The sequence below is a fragment of the Flavobacterium sp. LC2016-01 genome (assembly GCF_009711135.1).
Lineage (GTDB): Bacteria > Bacteroidota > Bacteroidia > Flavobacteriales > Flavobacteriaceae > Flavobacterium.
In genome coordinates, this window is record NZ_WMIC01000001.1 from 316518 (window position 1) to 334137 (window position 17620).

Below are 17620 nucleotides of genomic sequence, written 5' to 3' on the forward strand. Positions count from 1 at the left end.
CGACTAAATAAAAAAAAGAGGCTTTCTAAAGAATAGCCTCTTTTTTTTTAGCTTCAGAGAAGCGAAATATTTATAGAAAAGAATCTATGTATGCAATTTAAAGCTCCAGCGGAGCGACATGTCTTTTTTATAATTAAAGATATGTCGCTCCGCTGGAGCTTTTTTCTCATTTGTCGTATTCAAATTCTATAAATATTTTACCCCGCTGGGGCTTTTGCTTATAAAATAAGTTGCCTATTCAAAAGTGTTTTTTGCGATAGCCTTTTTTTATCCTTTTTCAGGTTTTAAATCTTCTAGAATTGGTGTTGCAATAGTTTTGGCTTCTTTTTGGATGATTTCATTTTTTTGTTCAAAAATGGTAATTTGGTTTTTGCCTTTTTTAAGCCAGCATCCCGGAACATAAAGCGTTTGCTGTGGCCCAACGCTCCAATAACGGCCAACGTTGATTCCGTTTATAAAAACGATTCCTTTTCCAAAATCTCGCATGTCTAAAAACGTATCACCTGTTTTTTTCAAATCAAAAGTTCCTTGGTATAAAACAGGACGATTTGCTTTTCCTGAGTTTTTGTAAGCGGCTAAATCTGGTTCTTTGTTCATTGGAAATTTATACATTTCCCAATTGCCTGTAATAGTTTCTCCATTGATAATTACCGGACTGATAATTCCTTTATTGTTTGAGTTAATTTGAGAACCATAATTGATGCGTCCCATGTTTTCGACTAAAATATCTAAAGTCGCATTGAAAGGAACTTCAATTTCACAACTATATTTTTTGTAATATCGGTTTAATTCGGCAACCTTTTTTCCATTAAGATAAACGATGGCATAATCTCTTAAACCGTTTAATTCTAATTTTCCGCTTATAGGCTGTGTGAATTTTTTACTGTACCAAACATAGCCGTAGCCTTGATTTAATTGTTCAAATGTCTGCGGTGTATCTTCAATAACGGGTTCTATTTTCGATTTTAAATCATCTAAATCTACAACCTTTGATAAAGAAATATTTGGAATGGTGATTACAGCAATCTGTTCAGGAATACTTGGTGTTTCTTTCGTTTTTAAAAGCTCTCTTAAAGCATTGTATTTTGGAGTTGCCCAGCCCGCTTCGCTTATTGGCGCATTATAATCATATGATGTCATGTCAGGCTGAATATCGTGTTCCTTATCATAATTGGCACCAGAAGTAAATCCGAAATTAGTGCCGCCATGAACCATATAATAATTGAAAGACACATTGTTGTCTAAATATTTTTTTGTCTGACGAACTGTTTGCTCTGGTTTTTGAGTCGGAAATGGTTCTGCCCAATGATCCAGCCAGCCCGGATAAAATTCGGCAACCATATATGGACCTTGTCCATTGTTAAATTGATCAACCACTTTTTTTAGTTTTGCGACGTCATCTTCTCCATTTGCAGTTGGCAAAGCTCCAGGCAAAGCGCCGCCTTCAAAAAGCCAGCTTCCGTCTGAAGTAAAAAACGGAACTTCAAACCCAACATCTTTTAATTGCTGAAAAACAGCAGCACTATATTTTTTATGTTCTTCTAACGGAATATCTTTTCGCTGTGAAACATACGAACCAAATTCATTTTCGCCCTGAACCATAATAATTGGTCCGCCTTTGGTGATTTGCAAATTGGCAACTTGTTTATACAATTCTGTAAAATAAGCTTTTGTAGCGCTTAAATAAGCTGCATTATTACCGCGAATAGTCATATTTGGAACATTCTGCAAAAACCAAGGATAACCTCCAAATTCCCATTCGGCACAAACGTAAGGACCTGGACGTAAAATTACGAACAAGCCTTCTTCTTGAGCGGTTTTAATGTATTCGGCTAAATTTTTATTGCCCGTTTTAAAATCCCAGACTCCGGGAGCAATTTCATGATAATTCCAAAATACATAAGTCGCAACAGCATTTAAACCCATTGCTTTCATCATTTTTAAACGATGTCTCCAATAGGGCTGTGGAATACGGGAATAATGCATTTCGCCAGAATGAATTTGGATTGGATTTCCATTTAAAAGAAAATTCCCGTCGCGAATGGCAAATGTTTGTTTTTGCTGTGCAGTTGACGATAACGCCATGAAAAACAAAAATAAAAAGGTGTATAAGATTTTTTTCATTAGTGAAATAGTATAAATAACTGTAATAAACAAGAGAGCACTTTTTTAAAATAATGCCCTCTTGTTCCTTTTAACTAACCAATAATAAATTTCTATTCAGAAAATTCTAATTTTTTCAATTTATTCCATCCTCCTCTTGTAAAATCTGGTATTTCAACGGGAGCAGAATTATTATCTAATGAAATTTCGGTTAATGGTCCAAGGCAAGACCATTCAGCCAAATCGTAAACGTCCATGTCTAGCGGAAGTCCTTTTTGCAGACAGTGAATCAATCGGTAATCCATAATAAAATCCATTCCGCCGTGACCGCCCACTTTTTTAGCCTGTTCTTCGATTCCTTTTGCAATTGGGTGTTTGTATTTTTCCATCAGCGCTTTTTTAACTTCTTCTGGAACAAAAGAGTGAGCGCTTAATTTTTCGTGATTTGGTTTTACGTCATCACTTAATTCTTTTCCGTCTAAAGCATAACCTTCTACAGGATATTTATTTGCAAAACCTTTAGTACCGCTCAATTGGTACATTCTGCTGTACGGACGTGGTGAAGTAACGTCATGCTGAATCTGAATTGTTTTTCCGTTTTCTGTACGAATCATTGTCATCGTATGATCACCGTTTCTAAAATCCTTGATTTCCTGACCGGATTTTTCTTTAATATACGCTGGATTTCCAACCGCTTTTGTATCCATAGAAACCAAGAAATTCATTTTGTCGCCACGATGAATGTTTAATGCCTGACAAGCTGGACCCATACCGTGCGTTGCGTACACATCGCCACGATGTTTGATGTTGTAATCCATTCTCCAATTGTTCCAATATTCTCCCCAAAAAGGCTGTAAACCATGGATGTAAGAACCTTCAGCATGAAGGATTTCACCAAATAAACCTTGCTGTGCCATATTTAAAGTAGTCAATTCGAAGAAATCGTAAACACAGTTTTCTAACTGCATACAATGTTTCCTTGTTTTTTCTGAAGTATCAATAAGTTCCCAGATTTCTTTCATGGTCAAAGCTCCCGGAACTTCAATTGCAACGTGTTTTCCGTCTTTCATTGCCTGAACTCCAATCACAGCATGATGAAGCCAATCTGTTGCAACATAAACTAAATCTACATTTGGCAATGCCGTTACTTTTCTCCAAGCATTTTCATCGCCATAAAATTCCTGCGCTTTTGGGAAACCAGCTTTAGTTAAAATTTCATTTGCTTTTGAAGTATTTTCCTGGGTCATGTCGCATAACGCTACAATTTCTACGCCCGGAATATGCGTCATGCGTTCTACAGCACCTGGTCCACGCATTCCAAGACCAATGAAAGCAATACGAACTGTCGGAATTGGAGTTGCCGCCATTCTCAGAACATCTTGCTGTCCTTTTGGCCGTGATGGCGTTTTGGTTTTAATCATTTGTGCCGATGCAATTGTCCATCCAAACAAAAGAAAAAAGACTATGGTTGATTTTAAAAATGCAGTTTTCATAAGTAAGTTAATTTGGTTTTTGTTTTGTAATACTTTGTTTTTAAGGCAAAGCATTAAAATTTATTTCAGGTTTTTTGTTGTTTAAAGGTCTTGTGAAAATAGTTTTCGGTGTTGTAAAATTGTTGAAGAAGCCACCATCTTTTAGATAAAAAGAATCATTTTCGAGCCCGCCTGCAAAATCCATTCGGTAACCTTTTGCGCCGGTATTGTCTGTGGTAAATCGAGCCGAATTAATTTCTGTCCAAACTCCTTTTTCATCGCAGACCCATTGATTATTAAATAAAACACGACGCGATAAATCGCCTTGTTCTGGAATAAAATTTTCTAAGAACGAATGAAATCTTTTTAGATAAGTATTGGTTTGAGGACGATTGAAACTCGCAATCAGCAGCCATTTTTTTAATTCTGGAGCATAAAAATAGGCTGTGTAATTTGTGGAATTATCGTTTTGAGGATTTCCGTGCAATAAGAATTTATAGGTTGTACCCGCTTTCCACATGTATTTCAGATAACTTTGACCTCCTGAGCCTTCGCTTCCAAATTCACCTGCGTGAACGTTTTCTCCTTTTTTGAGCATTTTGATTTTTTGCGAATCAGGAATACTTTTAGGATCATCTGTTTGAAAAGGACTCCAAACCGAAAACAAAACTCTTCTTTCGTTTGCGGAATTGACCTGAATTCCAAAATAACCTTCACCAAAACCATTCGCCATAAAATAAGATCCTATTTTGTCTTCATTTTTAGGCACGATAATTTCGTTGTAATACCATTCGGCATTTATGTTTTCAGGAACCTGATAATTTAAATGTAGAGATGGACCACGGCGTCCCCAATGATAAAAGTTGCCTTCGTTATTTGGGACAAAAGATATTTTTCCGTCGTAACCTGTGCTTGAAATTTTTAATCGGTTTAGAGATGGAAATTGACCACCGCTTTTACTGATTCCTTTTATTTTTAAGGCAACATAACCTTCTTGATTAATTTTCCAATTTCCAATTAAAACAGCCTTTTTTGAGGTATCGAAAATTACTTTTTTTGCTTCATTATGGATAGAAAATTCAAGTTCTGATTTTCCAAAAACTTCTACTGATTCTTCTATAGAAATCTGAAAAGTTCCCGCTTTTGAAATTCGAAAATAAACGGTAAAAAACTCCTTTGCATTTGTCCAGTTTTCAATACCATTTTCAGTAATTGTATTGCTTCCGTCGATATGCTCAGAACTGAAAGCATTTCCCGCAAGTGGAATAGAAACGGTTGTTTCGGCCTCTTTTTTTTCATTCGAAAACGAGACTAATAAAAAAGCAAAAAACAGGTAAAATAAATTTTTCATTTGCTGGAATTTTGGTTTTTAATTGAAAAGTAACCTCTCTAATGAACCAGATTAGAGAGGTTTTCAAAAACAAAACAATTCAAATGGACCTTGCTAATTATTTTTGACTATTAAACTTTTTGATTAAAGGCGTCACATGTTTTTTAGTGTCGTCATCTAATCCTGCTAATGCTTTTTCGCTTTCTTCAGAAGAGTATTTTGTTAATCCGGAGATTCCTGCTGCAATTACGTTGTATGATTGTTCTTTAATGCTTTCTTCCATTAAATTTTTATAAGAAGCATCACCTGTAGAAGCTAATTTTACTATAGCATTTGCTCTGGAAATTGTCTTTTTGTCGTTTTTAGCAATGTCAAGAAGCGTTTTTAAAACCTGATCTTTGGTTTGTTTTTCATATAAATCAATTGCTTTGATACTCAGTACTCTTAAATCTTCCTGTTGATCTTTTAAACCTTCCAGTAAAATAAGTTGTGATTCCTGACTTCTGTCTTTTGAAGCAAATTTTATAGCTTCAATTCGGTTGTAATACGATGGCGCATTTTTATATTGAAAAAGATAATCAGCAGCCGTTTTTTTATCAACATTAACTTGGCCAACTAGGATTTTATCTGGATCTAAATCTATAAATTCAGGTTTTGAAGGAAGATCAAAACTAAAACTTTGTTCTCTTTTATTAATTAAAAGATCCTTTCTTATTTTAGTTCCGTTTACGTAAAAATCAACTTTTAAAGGCAATGTAAAGGTTTGCACTGCACTATCCTGAGATTGACTTATTGTAATGATCATTTTTCCATTAGAATATTTGTAAATCACATCCAGAATTGGACTTCCAGCATTATAATACCATTGATTAAAATACGGCAACCAGTCTTTTCCAGTAACTTCTTCCATCGATAAACGAAGCTGGTGTGGTTCACCAGATTTGTAAGCGTAGGTTGTCAAATAATGATTTAAAGATTTGAAAAATGCTTCATCTCCCATTTGATTTTTTATCGCATATAAAATGATAGAACCTTTAGAATAGCTGATATTATCAAACATATTGTCTGCATTTTTGTAATAAAAACGTGCTAAAATAGGGCTGTCTCCATTTTTTTGAGAGCGTAAATAATTCTGTAGTTTTTCATAACGAGAGCGGTCTTCTGCATCTTGTCCGGCATCGTGACCGTGCCAAAGCACTTCTCCAAAAGTGGCAAACGATTCATTCATTGTTAAGTTTGACCACGATTCAGCCGTTACATAATCTCCAAACCATTGGTGAAAAAGCTCATGAGCTATCGTACTTTCCTGATTGTCATCCAGTAATTCTCTGGCTGTTTTCTGTACATACTCGCCATGCAAAGTTGCAGATGTATTTTCCATTGCACCAGAAACATAATCTCTTGCAACGATTTGCGCATATTTTGCCCATGGATATTCAACACCTAACATTTTGCTGTAAAAGTTCATCATATCCGGAGTTTTACCAAATATTTGTTTTGCGTATGGGGCATATTTTGGTTCCAGATAATAGCTTACTTCTTTACCATTGTAAGTGTCTTTGGCTATTTTAAAATCACCAACAGCCATCATAAACAAATAAGGAGAATGTGGTAATTCCATTTTCCAGGTATCCGTTCGGGTTCCGTTTGAATTGACTTTTTGTGAGGCTAGTTTACCGTTAGATAAGGTTACATATTTTGCGTCAACCGTCATCGCAATTTCAGAAGTTGTTTTCTGATTTGGTTTGTCGATTGTAGGAAACCAGGCCGATGAAGATTCTGTTTCTCCTTGTGTCCAGATCTGGATTGGTTTATCATCTTTTCCATCAGGATTGATAAAATATAATCCTTTTGCATCTGTAATTGCGGTACCTCCTTTTGCTTTTAATTCATCTGGTTTTGCGGTGTAACTAATGTAAATAGTGAATTTTTCAGTGCTTTTGTATTTTCTGTTTAAAGCAATAAAAAGTTGCTCATTGTCATACGTATATTTTAAAGGTGTTTTTTTGTTTCCTTCAATAATTGCAATTTCTTTAAAATCCATTCCTTTTGCGTCAAGTGTAAGTGAATCGGTTTCATAGAAATGTGGTTTTAAAGTCAGCCACTCTTTTCCATACAGGTATCTTTTGCCATAATCAAAGGATACGTCAAGTTTAGTGTGAATTAAATCGTGAACTTTTTGAGCGGTAGCTCGGTAAACAGACAATTCATCTTTGCTCTTGTCTGTGTTTTGTGCCTCTGTATTTTGACCCGCCAATAAGGCAAGACCAAAAAGAGTACATTTTAAGAAAAGGTTATTCATTTTTTTGATTTTAAATGATTGTTTTATGGTTTAAAAGTACAGCTAATTGCATTGTACTTTTAATACATTTTTTAAAGTTTTTCGATTATTCTGACTTCGCCGTCTTTTTCATCTTCACTTAAAATATTCGATGGTTTTTTCGTGTAAACCAATAAACTCCACTGAATGATTTTGTTTGTCGGATATAAATCGGCTTGATTTTTAAGCCATTTTTCTGCTTCCTGCGAAGAAGAAGTTTTTTCGATTGCCCAAGCTGAAACAAGATCATTTGCCGGCAAAAAGTTCATTACCGTATTGTCCACTTTTGGATGGAAAGCAACAATTTTCTGCAATGATTTTGATGCCATTTCATTATTACCAAGCTTGGTATAACATTGGTAATCTAACCAATTTTCAAGTCTTTCATCAATGTTTTCATCGTAAGGTTTTCCAACGCCTAAATTTTCAGGAAACAGTTTTGCGTCGGTAATAAATTGTAAAGCTTTTTTGTACTGTTTGTTTTTAATTTCAGCTAGAGCCTGCATTAATTTTGCTTCATGATACAACTGTCTTCCGGCGGTTGCGCCTTCAAAAGGAAGGATTTGTAATTTGGTCAAAAAAGCATCTGCAGCCGTATATTTTTTATTTAATAATAAAGTTTTGGCGTATAGCATTCCAATTAAATAATTGTCTTTATGCGTTTTGTAAAATGCTTCTGCAGTCGAAAGTGCTTTATCAAATTGCTTTTGAACGATATAATTTTCAACTAATAATTTATGATATCTCCAGCCTTTCGGATCTAATTTTAAAGCCTGCTGCAAACTTGTATTTACAGTCGCTGCATCGTCTTTAAATAAAGAAGCTTTTGCGGCATAAAATGCTGCATCATTTGGTTTTGCACCGCATTGCGAGAATAATTCTTTAGCCTCAGATATATTATTGCGGTTCCATTCAATTAATGCCAAATGATATTTTAATTGATATTGATCATTTGTCTGAATCAATTTCTTTAGAATTTCCGCTGTTTCATTTCGGAAAGCAAAACTTGTCGAAGGCTTGATTTTGCTTAAATCAACCGGTTTGTTTTCTAAGAATGATTTCCAATAATTAATTTCGGCACTTGGTTCTGCGATTGAAAACACTTTTAAAGCCTCTTCTTTGCGACCTAAATTGTTGTACCAAATTCCTAATTCTAGATACGTCTGCTCTGGCATTTCATTTTGAATAGAAGCAGTAAAATTCAGCTTTGTATCATTTGAATTGTTCCAAAGATATTTCTCAAAATCCACAAAATGATTTAACGGATCAAGTGCAGCAATCGTTTTTAAAACCGAATTTCCTTTTTCAGCATTATTTTGAAGACGATATAAAACCTCCAAAACCTGTAATCCTTCTACATTATATTGATTGTTCACCAAACTTTTTTCAGCATATTCAACTGCTTTTGGTAAATTGTTTTCAGCCAAATAAATTTTGCTTAAAGAAGTATAAGCCGGACTGCGGAATTCAACGCCCGCGGCCGCAATATCAAAACCATCTTTTGCATCAGTATTATTTCCTAAATGCAAATTTGCCAAAGCATAAAAATAATTTGCAGCAGGATCGTAAGTATCAATTGCTAATGCTTTTTTGGCAGTTTCTACAGCTTCTTTAAATTCTAATTTTCTAATTTGTAAAGATGCTAAAGCAGAAAGGGCAGGAGCGAAGTTTGGCTCTTTTTTTAAACAAGCCGAAAGATTTTCTTCCGCTTTTGCATAATCTTTAAAACTGATGTAATTTTTTCCTTGCAGATACAATCCGTAAACCGAATTATGATCAAAATCTTTGGGAATTTCTACTGGACGATTAATATTTCCGTCTTCTGGAGCTGCGTTCCATACCAATTTATTTTCGCCAAGAACAAATTTCAACTTATTAGAATCGGCTTTAACCTGAATTGAATCTTTGAATAACTGCAGCGTATTTACCGCAATATCTTTAGAATAGATTTTCTTTTCCCCTTCAAAAACTTCTATTTTTTCATTTAATTTTTGAAGCGGAGAAAGATAGATTTTCAGCCAGCCATTTTCATTTTTGATATTAACTGCGCCATAATTATTGGCTTTTACAAAACCTTTTGTCTGTTTTACAGGAAACCAGTATTCTGTCCAAGTATCGGTTTGGTAAGGTGCAAATGAACGCTGTTTGAAAGGCGTCAAATTACTGCCTTCACTCGCTTGATTGAACAATCTCCCGCTTTGCACTTCTACATATTGTCCGTCAGTATCGGTTAGTAATTTTTCCCAAATCATACCTTGCTGCGACAATCCCCAAATCCAGATTTTTTTACCTGGTTTGTCGTCATGATTGCCATATCTTCCCATTCCGAAATCTTCGTCATGCCAATAACCGCCAAAGAAATCATTGTATTTCCCGAAAACGTGATACGACTTATAACCGCCAAAATCATTGTTTTTGTAGAAGGATAAATCTTTGCCGTTTTCTTTGTCAATTGGCCATGAATTGTATTCGCCATTGTGACCAATGTAAGTTTGTCCCGGATAAATGAATTGCAGATTTCCTGCTGCTTTTATTCCGGTATTCATCCAAGTGTAATACGGCTGTTCAAATTCAGTCGTGTTTGACCAAAATGAATTTGTCGTAAAATAGGCTTTGTCTTTGGGTAAATTAATGTCTAATTTCCACGAAGTTCTAGTTAATAAATCTAAAACGCCAATAACACAGCTGATGCTTCCATCTTCTCGAGTTATGATTTTATAATCGACTGGAGTGGCACAATTTGGCGTATGCCCAATAATTCCGTAGTTGCCTTCAACACCGCCGCTTGTCCACGGTCCGCGCATGGCGATATCTCTAAATTTGATTACATGATTATTGTAAACAAAATCCTTTCCTGTTGATTTTTCTACAGCCGACCAGACTTTTCCGCCTATTTCTGGCAGAATCATCAGTTTGATATAATCGTTTTCAATTTCGATTACTTTCCATTCTTTCTGTATTGGTTTATCGGCAAAACCGTCAAAACGGAAATAAGGATAAAACTTTGTATCTGGCTTCGGAATTGGATCAGGATCTGAAAAAGGGTAAGTGGTAAATACTTTTTTAAATTCCTTTACAGTTGGTTTATTTTGTGCATTTATAAAAAGGCTTCCAAAGAGTAAAAGGGATAATATTGGTCTAAGTTTCATATGGAGAGCTGGTTTTTTTGTGGTTATTTTTTTTGCCACAGATTTCACTGATTAACACAGATATATTTAAATAAAATCAAAAAATCCTTTTAATCTGTGAAATCTGTGGCTTAAAATTGTAGTTAGAATAATTGGCTATTGTTACTTCACAATCAACAGCCAGCCTTTTCCTTTTGAAACTGGTATTTCGTCTTTTGCAGTGAAGGTTTTTGCTGATTGAAAATTGGTAACTTCTGGAGCCGTAATTGTTGCTTTAGCAGGGTTGATTCCAAGTTTTTTCCAATCGATATTCAGTTTCACATTTACATCAGTATCTGCCCAGCTTGCAATCGAAATTAAAGCCGTTCCGTTCTTTTTGTAAACTGTTGCCAGAACTTTGTCGTTGTTTGTTTTTACTGGACAATTTTCGCTCCAGTAGCCAATCATTTCAGAACCTTTAATTCCGAAAGAATCCCATAATTTCCAGATTTGTCTTGGGTCAGCGTTATCACTCCAAGGTAATCTGTTCGTCATTCCATAAACCATTCCTCTCCAAGGATTTCCTCCGTCTTGAAGCATTTCACCCATTAATCCGAAAGGAATACCGCTTACTTCTGTCAAGAAAAAGTCAGGCTGGTTTTTCTCATAATCAAAATATTCTCCAAACCATAATTTATTGATGTATGGGAAGTGCTCCATATACAAGTTGGCACTATTATTAAATCCGTCACTTTTATTATACTGATTTGCACTATGCAAATCGATAATTCCAGGATGTCCGTTATTGGTTAAAACCCTTTTGATACGTTTCATTGTGATTCTGTCAAAAGCAACGTCATCCAAATAAATTCCATCAATACCAACATTTTGAGTCAGCCAATTCATACCTTCAACATAGTAGTTGTGCCAACGGTTCATACCGCTGTTTACGATTGCAGCATCTTTAATTTCAGGAACAAACCAAGCCGCGATATAATCATCGCCAACATGTTCTTGAAGCCAAGAGAATCCGCCGCCTTTTCCTGGAGAATAAATTTCGTGGCCTAAACTTCTAAGCGCAAAAGTTTCGTAAGCTTTGTTTGAAACTTCTCTAACAGTGTTGTAGATTTTTACTTTTAAACCTTTTTCATGTGCTTCATCGATATACGATTTCATCTTTTTAAATTCAATGAAAGGGTAATTGATATAAGGATTTATTGCATTTGCATGGTGAATATTGATTACCGTTGCGCCAGTTTTTGCAATGGTATCAATTGGACTGTATTTGTGGTAGAATTTAGTATCCCATTGGAAATCAGTATTTATTGTGTGGAAAGGAGTAATCAATAAATTGAAATTATAATACAAAACATCACCTTTTTTCATCGTTCTAGCACCACTATACGCATTTACCAGAACTGATTTTGGATTTGGTGCAATTGTGATTCCACCTTTATTATCATTGCCCCAAGAAGTTGGTAATAATAATGGTTTTTGTAAATAGAAGTTGGTATTTAACGGACGGCTGTATTTTTCATCTCTTAAAGAAAATTGTAATCCAGAATTTACAGCGCCAATCCAAGCACCGTCTTGATTTTTATGCGCCACATCCCATTTCCAGTCAAAAGTTGCAGGACGATCACCGCCTTTTTGGCCTAATCCCATCATATATTTTGCAGCTGTTGGCTGGATTGGCATTTGGAAATTAATATCATTAAATGACACATCTTCAAGTGCTGTAATTTTTACAATATAATGTACAAAACCATCAAATTCAATAGAAGCATTTACATCCATTTGAACTGAGTTTGATGTAGAAGTATTTTCCCAAGAAACCGTTCCAGCTTCTTTTTTAGTGAATTTTACACCGCTGTTTTTCCACTGTGCTTCTTTTCCAGATGCATCAACAAAATGAAAATCAATAGGCGAACTTAAAATATCGTTTGCTTTTGTAGTTGTTGTTGTCATTTCTGGAGTGAAAAAAGTCTGAATTTGTGCTGGAAATCCATTTGACGCCAAAATCAATTTTCTTCCTAATAAAGAAATTTCAGAATCTTTTACAGTTAGTGGAGTATAAGGTGCAATAACAGTGTTTTCCTGAGCTAAAGTGGAGTTTAACCATTTTAAACGCGTCATTTTTTCAGGACTGTCGATTCCACCATTTTTAGTAACTTCACTAGTTACCGTAATTTGAAGTTCAATTTCTTTTGATTTTCCGTCAGCAATAACAGTCGCTTTTCCTTTATAAGTTCCAGCTGTAGCAGTTTGAGGAACATCAATACCGCACCACATTGCCTGAATTTTTCCTTTTGAAACCGAAACCGTATTTGTAAAAGGAGATCCGTCATATTTAGTTCCGTCAGTATTGATGCAGTTAATGTCTTTTGCCTCAATTGTTCCAGTTGGACTTACTAAGTTCGAAAAGGTCACTTTTACATTCTGTAAATCTTCAAGCGCATAAACGCCCAATTGAAAACCCAAATATTCTCCTTTCATTGCAGTATCTGCAAAACTATTTTGAACTCCTTTCTGAATCCATCTCTGTGGTAAATCAGATTTTAGTTTGATGGAATGTTCTCTGTCTTCTGGGAAAATCAAAAATGAATTTCCGCTGTTTTTTTTCAAAAGTGCAGAAGTTTCTTCCGAAGTAGCGATAACTTCCATTGGGTAGAAACTATTGAACGCATTTACGCTTTGAATTTCGGTTACTGAAGCATTGTCTTTTATATTGGTTTTTATTTTAGAAATCCATTGTGCATCGGCTTTATCTTCCGGTTTCTGATAAATTCCTTTTGGATAATTTGCAGTTCCTTCGTCAATGTAAGGCATATAATAAACGTAATAGATTCCTTTTCCTGAAATTGGTTCAAAGAAAATAGTTCCGTTTTCTCTATTGATATTTTCCGTTTTTATATTCTGAATTTCTTTTCCAGATGCATCCTGAACAATAATCTTTTTAAGTTCTGGATTTTGATCTCTTCTTCTCCATTCAATGGTAGTTTTGGCAATATTTCCTGAACCAGAAAATGCAATTACAGCACGGTGATTTCCTAATTGATTAGGATTCCAGCTGTCATTTCCGTCTGAATATTTTATTTGTGCAGTCAATGAAATACTGAATACGAAAAGGCACGCAATCAATATTTTATTTAGGAGCTGTTTGTTTAGGTTTAGTTTCATTTTATTTTTTGTTCAGATTATAATAGTGTAGTAAGGTTCTAAAATTAATAAACGGCTTTCCATCCATTCTTTTTCCAGTACGCAATAATTGGTTTATATGGACCGTATTTGTGCTGTTCTTCGGTAAAATTATCCTGAAAAGGGCTGTGTGAATAATCTATAGGTTTGCCCATTTTATTAGGATAATCAAATGTTTTTGGGTTTGGCCTTGTATGCTGTGAATCGTCATTTACATAGGCTGCAATATCAAGTGCTTCTTTATCCGTCAGATAAGGTTTTCCTAAAGTTACTTTATCATAAGGCATATTGCTTTTTAGCCATTGTGCCTGTTTAATAACGCGGTGCATGCTTGATCCGGGCTGATATCCATATTCGCCCCAAAGAGGAGGGTAGGTGTAACCTGATTTATCAGCATTGTATACGCCTTCGCCATTATTTCCGTGGCATCTTGCACAATTTTCAATAAATAAAGTTTTTCCTCTTTCTGGACTCGCGGCAACATCTGGAAACTCGATTTCTAAATTTTTTGCACCTTTAAAATTACCATCTTTTGGAACAAATTTACTGATCCATTTAAAATAAGATAAAAAAGCGACCATTTCTTTGCTGTCGAGCGGAAGCGGTTTTCCAGAATGCGGACGCATAATACAATTGTTTACACGCTCAGCAAGCGTAAGCACTTTATTTTCTCGGCCTCTGTACTGCGGATAATTATCATGCGAAGACATTAAATTAAAAGCATGCGGTTTTGTTCCAGCATCCTGATGGCAGTTTGTACAATTCATTTTATTGCCAAGATATTTTCCATTGATTCCGTTTGGACCAATGTAATATGCCGTTTTCATCATTAATTCCCTTCCATAACGAACCGATTCCCCAAATTGGTCGTCAGGAATTTTTGAAGTATCAATTGTAATATATGCCTCATCATCGGCAGTTTTTGCTGCTAATGTTTGAGAATTTGATTTGGTGCAAGAATTGAAAACAATAATTGGCAAAGCTGAAAAGAGACCGAGAAGAATTACTTTTTTCATGTTTAATATTTTTTAATTTAAAAGAAAAGGTTTCATTTTTTCTTCTTCAATAAACTGTGTGCGATAAGGAGGAATTTCAGATTCTAAAGCCCATAATAGAACTCCTTTTTTATTGGTTAAAACCGTTATGTGTCTTTTTGAACAGCAAACTAAAAAGAGCTCTTTATTGATCATGTAAGCGCTCCCCATTCTGTCATTATAAATATCTTTTGGCAATTTTATTTGGAAATCCAGATTTACTGCCTTGTCTTTTTCATTTATTTTTAATGCAAAAACAGATGATTGTTTTTTATCAACACCATTATCAAAAAACAATAAACTTCCTTCCTGATCAATATGCGCGGCGTGTGCCTGAGAAAAATTAGTATCTGGTGACATTTTCATATTACCGCTTTTTCCAAGTTTCCAGATTACTTTTCCAGTTTTTGAATCGACTTTCCAGATCTGGCCGTTATTATAGAAAGAGATTAAAAAATTCCCATCTGTATCATAATTAAGGCTGTTGGCGTGTGTCCAGTCTTTTTTAGTTTTTAATAGATTCTTATCTTTTAAAGGATCTAAATCATCAAAAACACTCCATTTCCAGAGTTGTTTTCCTTTTTTATCCATAATAAGAATTCCGTCACTATTGATAGTATCTTGTTTTTTTCCTCCAATGGAAGTCAAATCGATTATTTTTTGATCAACCGTTATTGTCACAAGTTCGTTAGCCGATTTTTTTAAAATTTCATGATGAATGGTTTGTTTAAAATCGCCCTGACCTTTTTTGATATGCGTTAATGTATCGCCTTGAAGATTGATTTCTAAGATTTCGCTTCCGTAACTTGTTGGTTCGTCATTTGTTCCTAAAATCGAAAGAATGGTCTGTTCTTCTGTAAAATGTGCGACTTTAAATCCGGTTCCTTCAACCGTATGATACCATCTTAGGTTTCCTTTATAATCAACAATATAAGCTGTTCCCGGAGTTTCTCTTTTTGCCAAAAGCATAAAACCTTTTTTAAAATTTGCAGGCAATAATTCTGGTTTTGGACAATTTGCTTTGAATTGCTTCTGAAGCCATTCTGGAAGTTTTCTTGATTTGAAAGTATACACTTTACTCGGTTTTTTCTTGCCATCCTGAATCGTTGTCAATTGATAACTGTAATTCGTTTCAGGAATAATATTGCAAAGAACCAAAGAATGTTCAAGACCAGTTTTTGAAATAGGAGAAGTTATTTTTTTCTTGATACCCTCTTTATCTGACCAATATTCTGCATATACCTGAACATTGTCCTTCGTAGTAACATCGATCTGAATTTTCAGTTCGTTGTTGCTATGAGTCCCAATATTGATATTTGTAATACCATTGCCCTGATTTTTGGAACAGCCTGTAAAAACAAGCAAAACCAAAATAAAACTCCATTTTAATACTAATTTTTTGATCATCTTAAAGGTTTTCTTTGTGAAACAGAAAAGTACTTTTTTTGTTTAAAAAATCAAGAATAGACAGACAATTTTAACTGTCTATTCTTGATTTAAGTTTTTATTTATTGTCGGTCAGCATTGCTTAATTTTGGGTTAAGATTCACCTGACTCTGCGGATAAGTGTAATACTTATTTTGCGGCATTTTGATTTGTGCCGATTCTCCAACTCTAAGGTGATAAGCATTTACAAGAACATCATATTTGTTCATTCTGATCAAATCGGCGCGGCGTTTTCCTTCGTAGAAAAGTTCCCAGCCTCTTTCTTGCAATATGGCATCTCTCAGCGTTTCTTTCGTCAAACCTGCTAAAACCAATAATTTGGCATGAGATCTTCCTTTTACTTGGTTAATCAAGTTGATAGCTTCAGCTGTAGGGCCGCTAATTTCGTTTAAAGCTTCAGCTCTGCTTAATAAAACATCAGCATAACGTAAAATATTTACACTATGTCCGTCATAATAAGTTGTTGTTTCATCATCAGCATATTTTCTTGTTGAAACGTCTGGCATGTAAAATTCACCAGCTGGTGGCTGTGCTCCTAATGATGGCGCTTGTTTATGAAGAAGATCGTCAGTTCCCATAAATTCTGGAAAGAAACATTTTTTTCTGTCATCTTCGTCACCAAAAGTGTTGTAGAAATCCCAGTTTACAGTATAATACTGCCATCTGTTTTGAACTACTGGGTGATCAATTGGTCCAAAATGATTCAATAATTCTGTTCCGTTTGTGTTAGCATCACTCAAAGAAGAGAAGATGTTCTCGCTGCACCATTTGTTGCTTTCTTTAAACAAACCTAAATAAGAAGGATATAAACTGTACTCGTTTAAAGCCATTACTTGCTGTGTAAGTGTTACCACTTTTTGCCATTCGTGACTGCGCATGTAAAGTTTTGCTAATAAAGTAAGTGCTGCACCTTTTGTAGCTCGGCCAACGTCATTTGTACCATAAATGGCATTGCTCTTATAATTTACAGGCAATACATCTGCTGCTTCTGTTAATTCTTTTACAAGGAAAGCATCAATTTCTTCAACAGATGATGGAGGTGTCTGATCTAAATATCCAGGACTTCCTAAATTGGCTTCCGTAATTAAAATTACCGGTCCCCAAGAATCAGTCAAATCCATATAAGCCGAAGCTCTCAAAAATTTTGCTTCAGAAATAAATTGCGCTTTTTCTGCTGCTGTAATCCCAGACATTGGCGTAATGTTGAAAATCGCATTATTTGCATTGGCAATCAATTTGTACATCGCTTTCCAGTCTTCATCAAGTAATCCGTTTGTTGAATTCCAGGTTCCTAATGATAATTGTCCTGGATCTCCGCCATATTGACAATGCCCCAAATCTGTAGCAATATCAGTCAAAGCAAAGTGTCTTGTTGCCCAGTATGAAAAGTTATCGCCTACAGCAGGACCTTTCAATCTTCCATAAATGGAATTGATAGCTGCAATCGCATCTGACTTTGTCTGATACCCATTGGTATTAGTCAAATTACTGTACACCGTAGGATCAAGATCCTGATTGCACGAAAATTGTGCACCGGCGGCTAGTAAAAATAATAAAAGTGTATATTTTTTCATTTTAATAAATTTAGTGTTACTAAAAAAGCTTTTTAG

9 protein-coding genes are annotated in these 17620 nt (G+C 35.0%); all 9 read right to left on the bottom strand.

What is annotated here, in order from left to right:
* Positions 1–267: 267 nt before the first annotated feature.
* The 9 genes from GKZ88_RS01465 to GKZ88_RS01505 all read right to left on the bottom strand — a co-directional run bounded on the left by GKZ88_RS01465 (position 268) and on the right by GKZ88_RS01505 (position 17584).
* On the bottom strand, positions 268–2124 hold the full coding sequence (locus GKZ88_RS01465; RefSeq protein WP_155100629.1) for a beta-galactosidase family protein: 1857 nt from the start codon (positions 2122–2124) through the stop codon (positions 268–270).
* Between the two features lie 92 nt (positions 2125–2216).
* On the bottom strand, positions 2217–3596 hold the full coding sequence (locus tag GKZ88_RS01470; protein ID WP_155100630.1) for a Gfo/Idh/MocA family oxidoreductase: 1380 nt from the start codon (positions 3594–3596) through the stop codon (positions 2217–2219).
* 40 nt (positions 3597–3636) lie between these two features.
* On the bottom strand, positions 3637–4926 hold the full coding sequence (locus tag GKZ88_RS01475; RefSeq protein WP_155100631.1) for a DUF3472 domain-containing protein: 1290 nt from the start codon (positions 4924–4926) through the stop codon (positions 3637–3639).
* 97 nt (positions 4927–5023) lie between these two features.
* Positions 5024–7207 carry a M1 family metallopeptidase gene (locus tag GKZ88_RS01480; RefSeq protein ID WP_155100632.1) on the bottom strand — a complete coding sequence of 728 codons (2184 nt, stop codon included), beginning with the start codon at positions 7205–7207 and terminating at the stop codon, positions 5024–5026.
* 71 nt (positions 7208–7278) lie between these two features.
* Positions 7279–10374 (bottom strand): DUF5107 domain-containing protein, encoded by a 3096-nt coding sequence (locus GKZ88_RS01485; protein ID WP_155100633.1) that lies wholly within the window; start codon positions 10372–10374, stop codon positions 7279–7281.
* Between the two features lie 141 nt (positions 10375–10515).
* Positions 10516–13512: a glycoside hydrolase domain-containing protein gene (locus GKZ88_RS01490; protein WP_196216437.1), complete on the bottom strand. Its 2997-nt coding sequence runs from the start codon at positions 13510–13512 to the stop codon at positions 10516–10518.
* 44 nt (positions 13513–13556) lie between these two features.
* On the bottom strand, positions 13557–14546 hold the full coding sequence (locus tag GKZ88_RS01495) for a c-type cytochrome (protein WP_155100634.1): 990 nt from the start codon (positions 14544–14546) through the stop codon (positions 13557–13559).
* 12 nt (positions 14547–14558) lie between these two features.
* Complete coding sequence (locus GKZ88_RS01500; protein ID WP_155100635.1) at positions 14559–15971, bottom strand: aryl-sulfate sulfotransferase; 1413 nt, start codon at positions 15969–15971, stop codon at positions 14559–14561.
* A 101-nt stretch (positions 15972–16072) separates the two neighbouring features.
* The gene (locus GKZ88_RS01505; RefSeq protein ID WP_155100636.1) at positions 16073–17584 is read right to left on the bottom strand and encodes a RagB/SusD family nutrient uptake outer membrane protein; all 1512 of its coding nucleotides are present in this window, start codon (positions 17582–17584) and stop codon (positions 16073–16075) included.
* Positions 17585–17620: the final 36 nt, after the last annotated feature.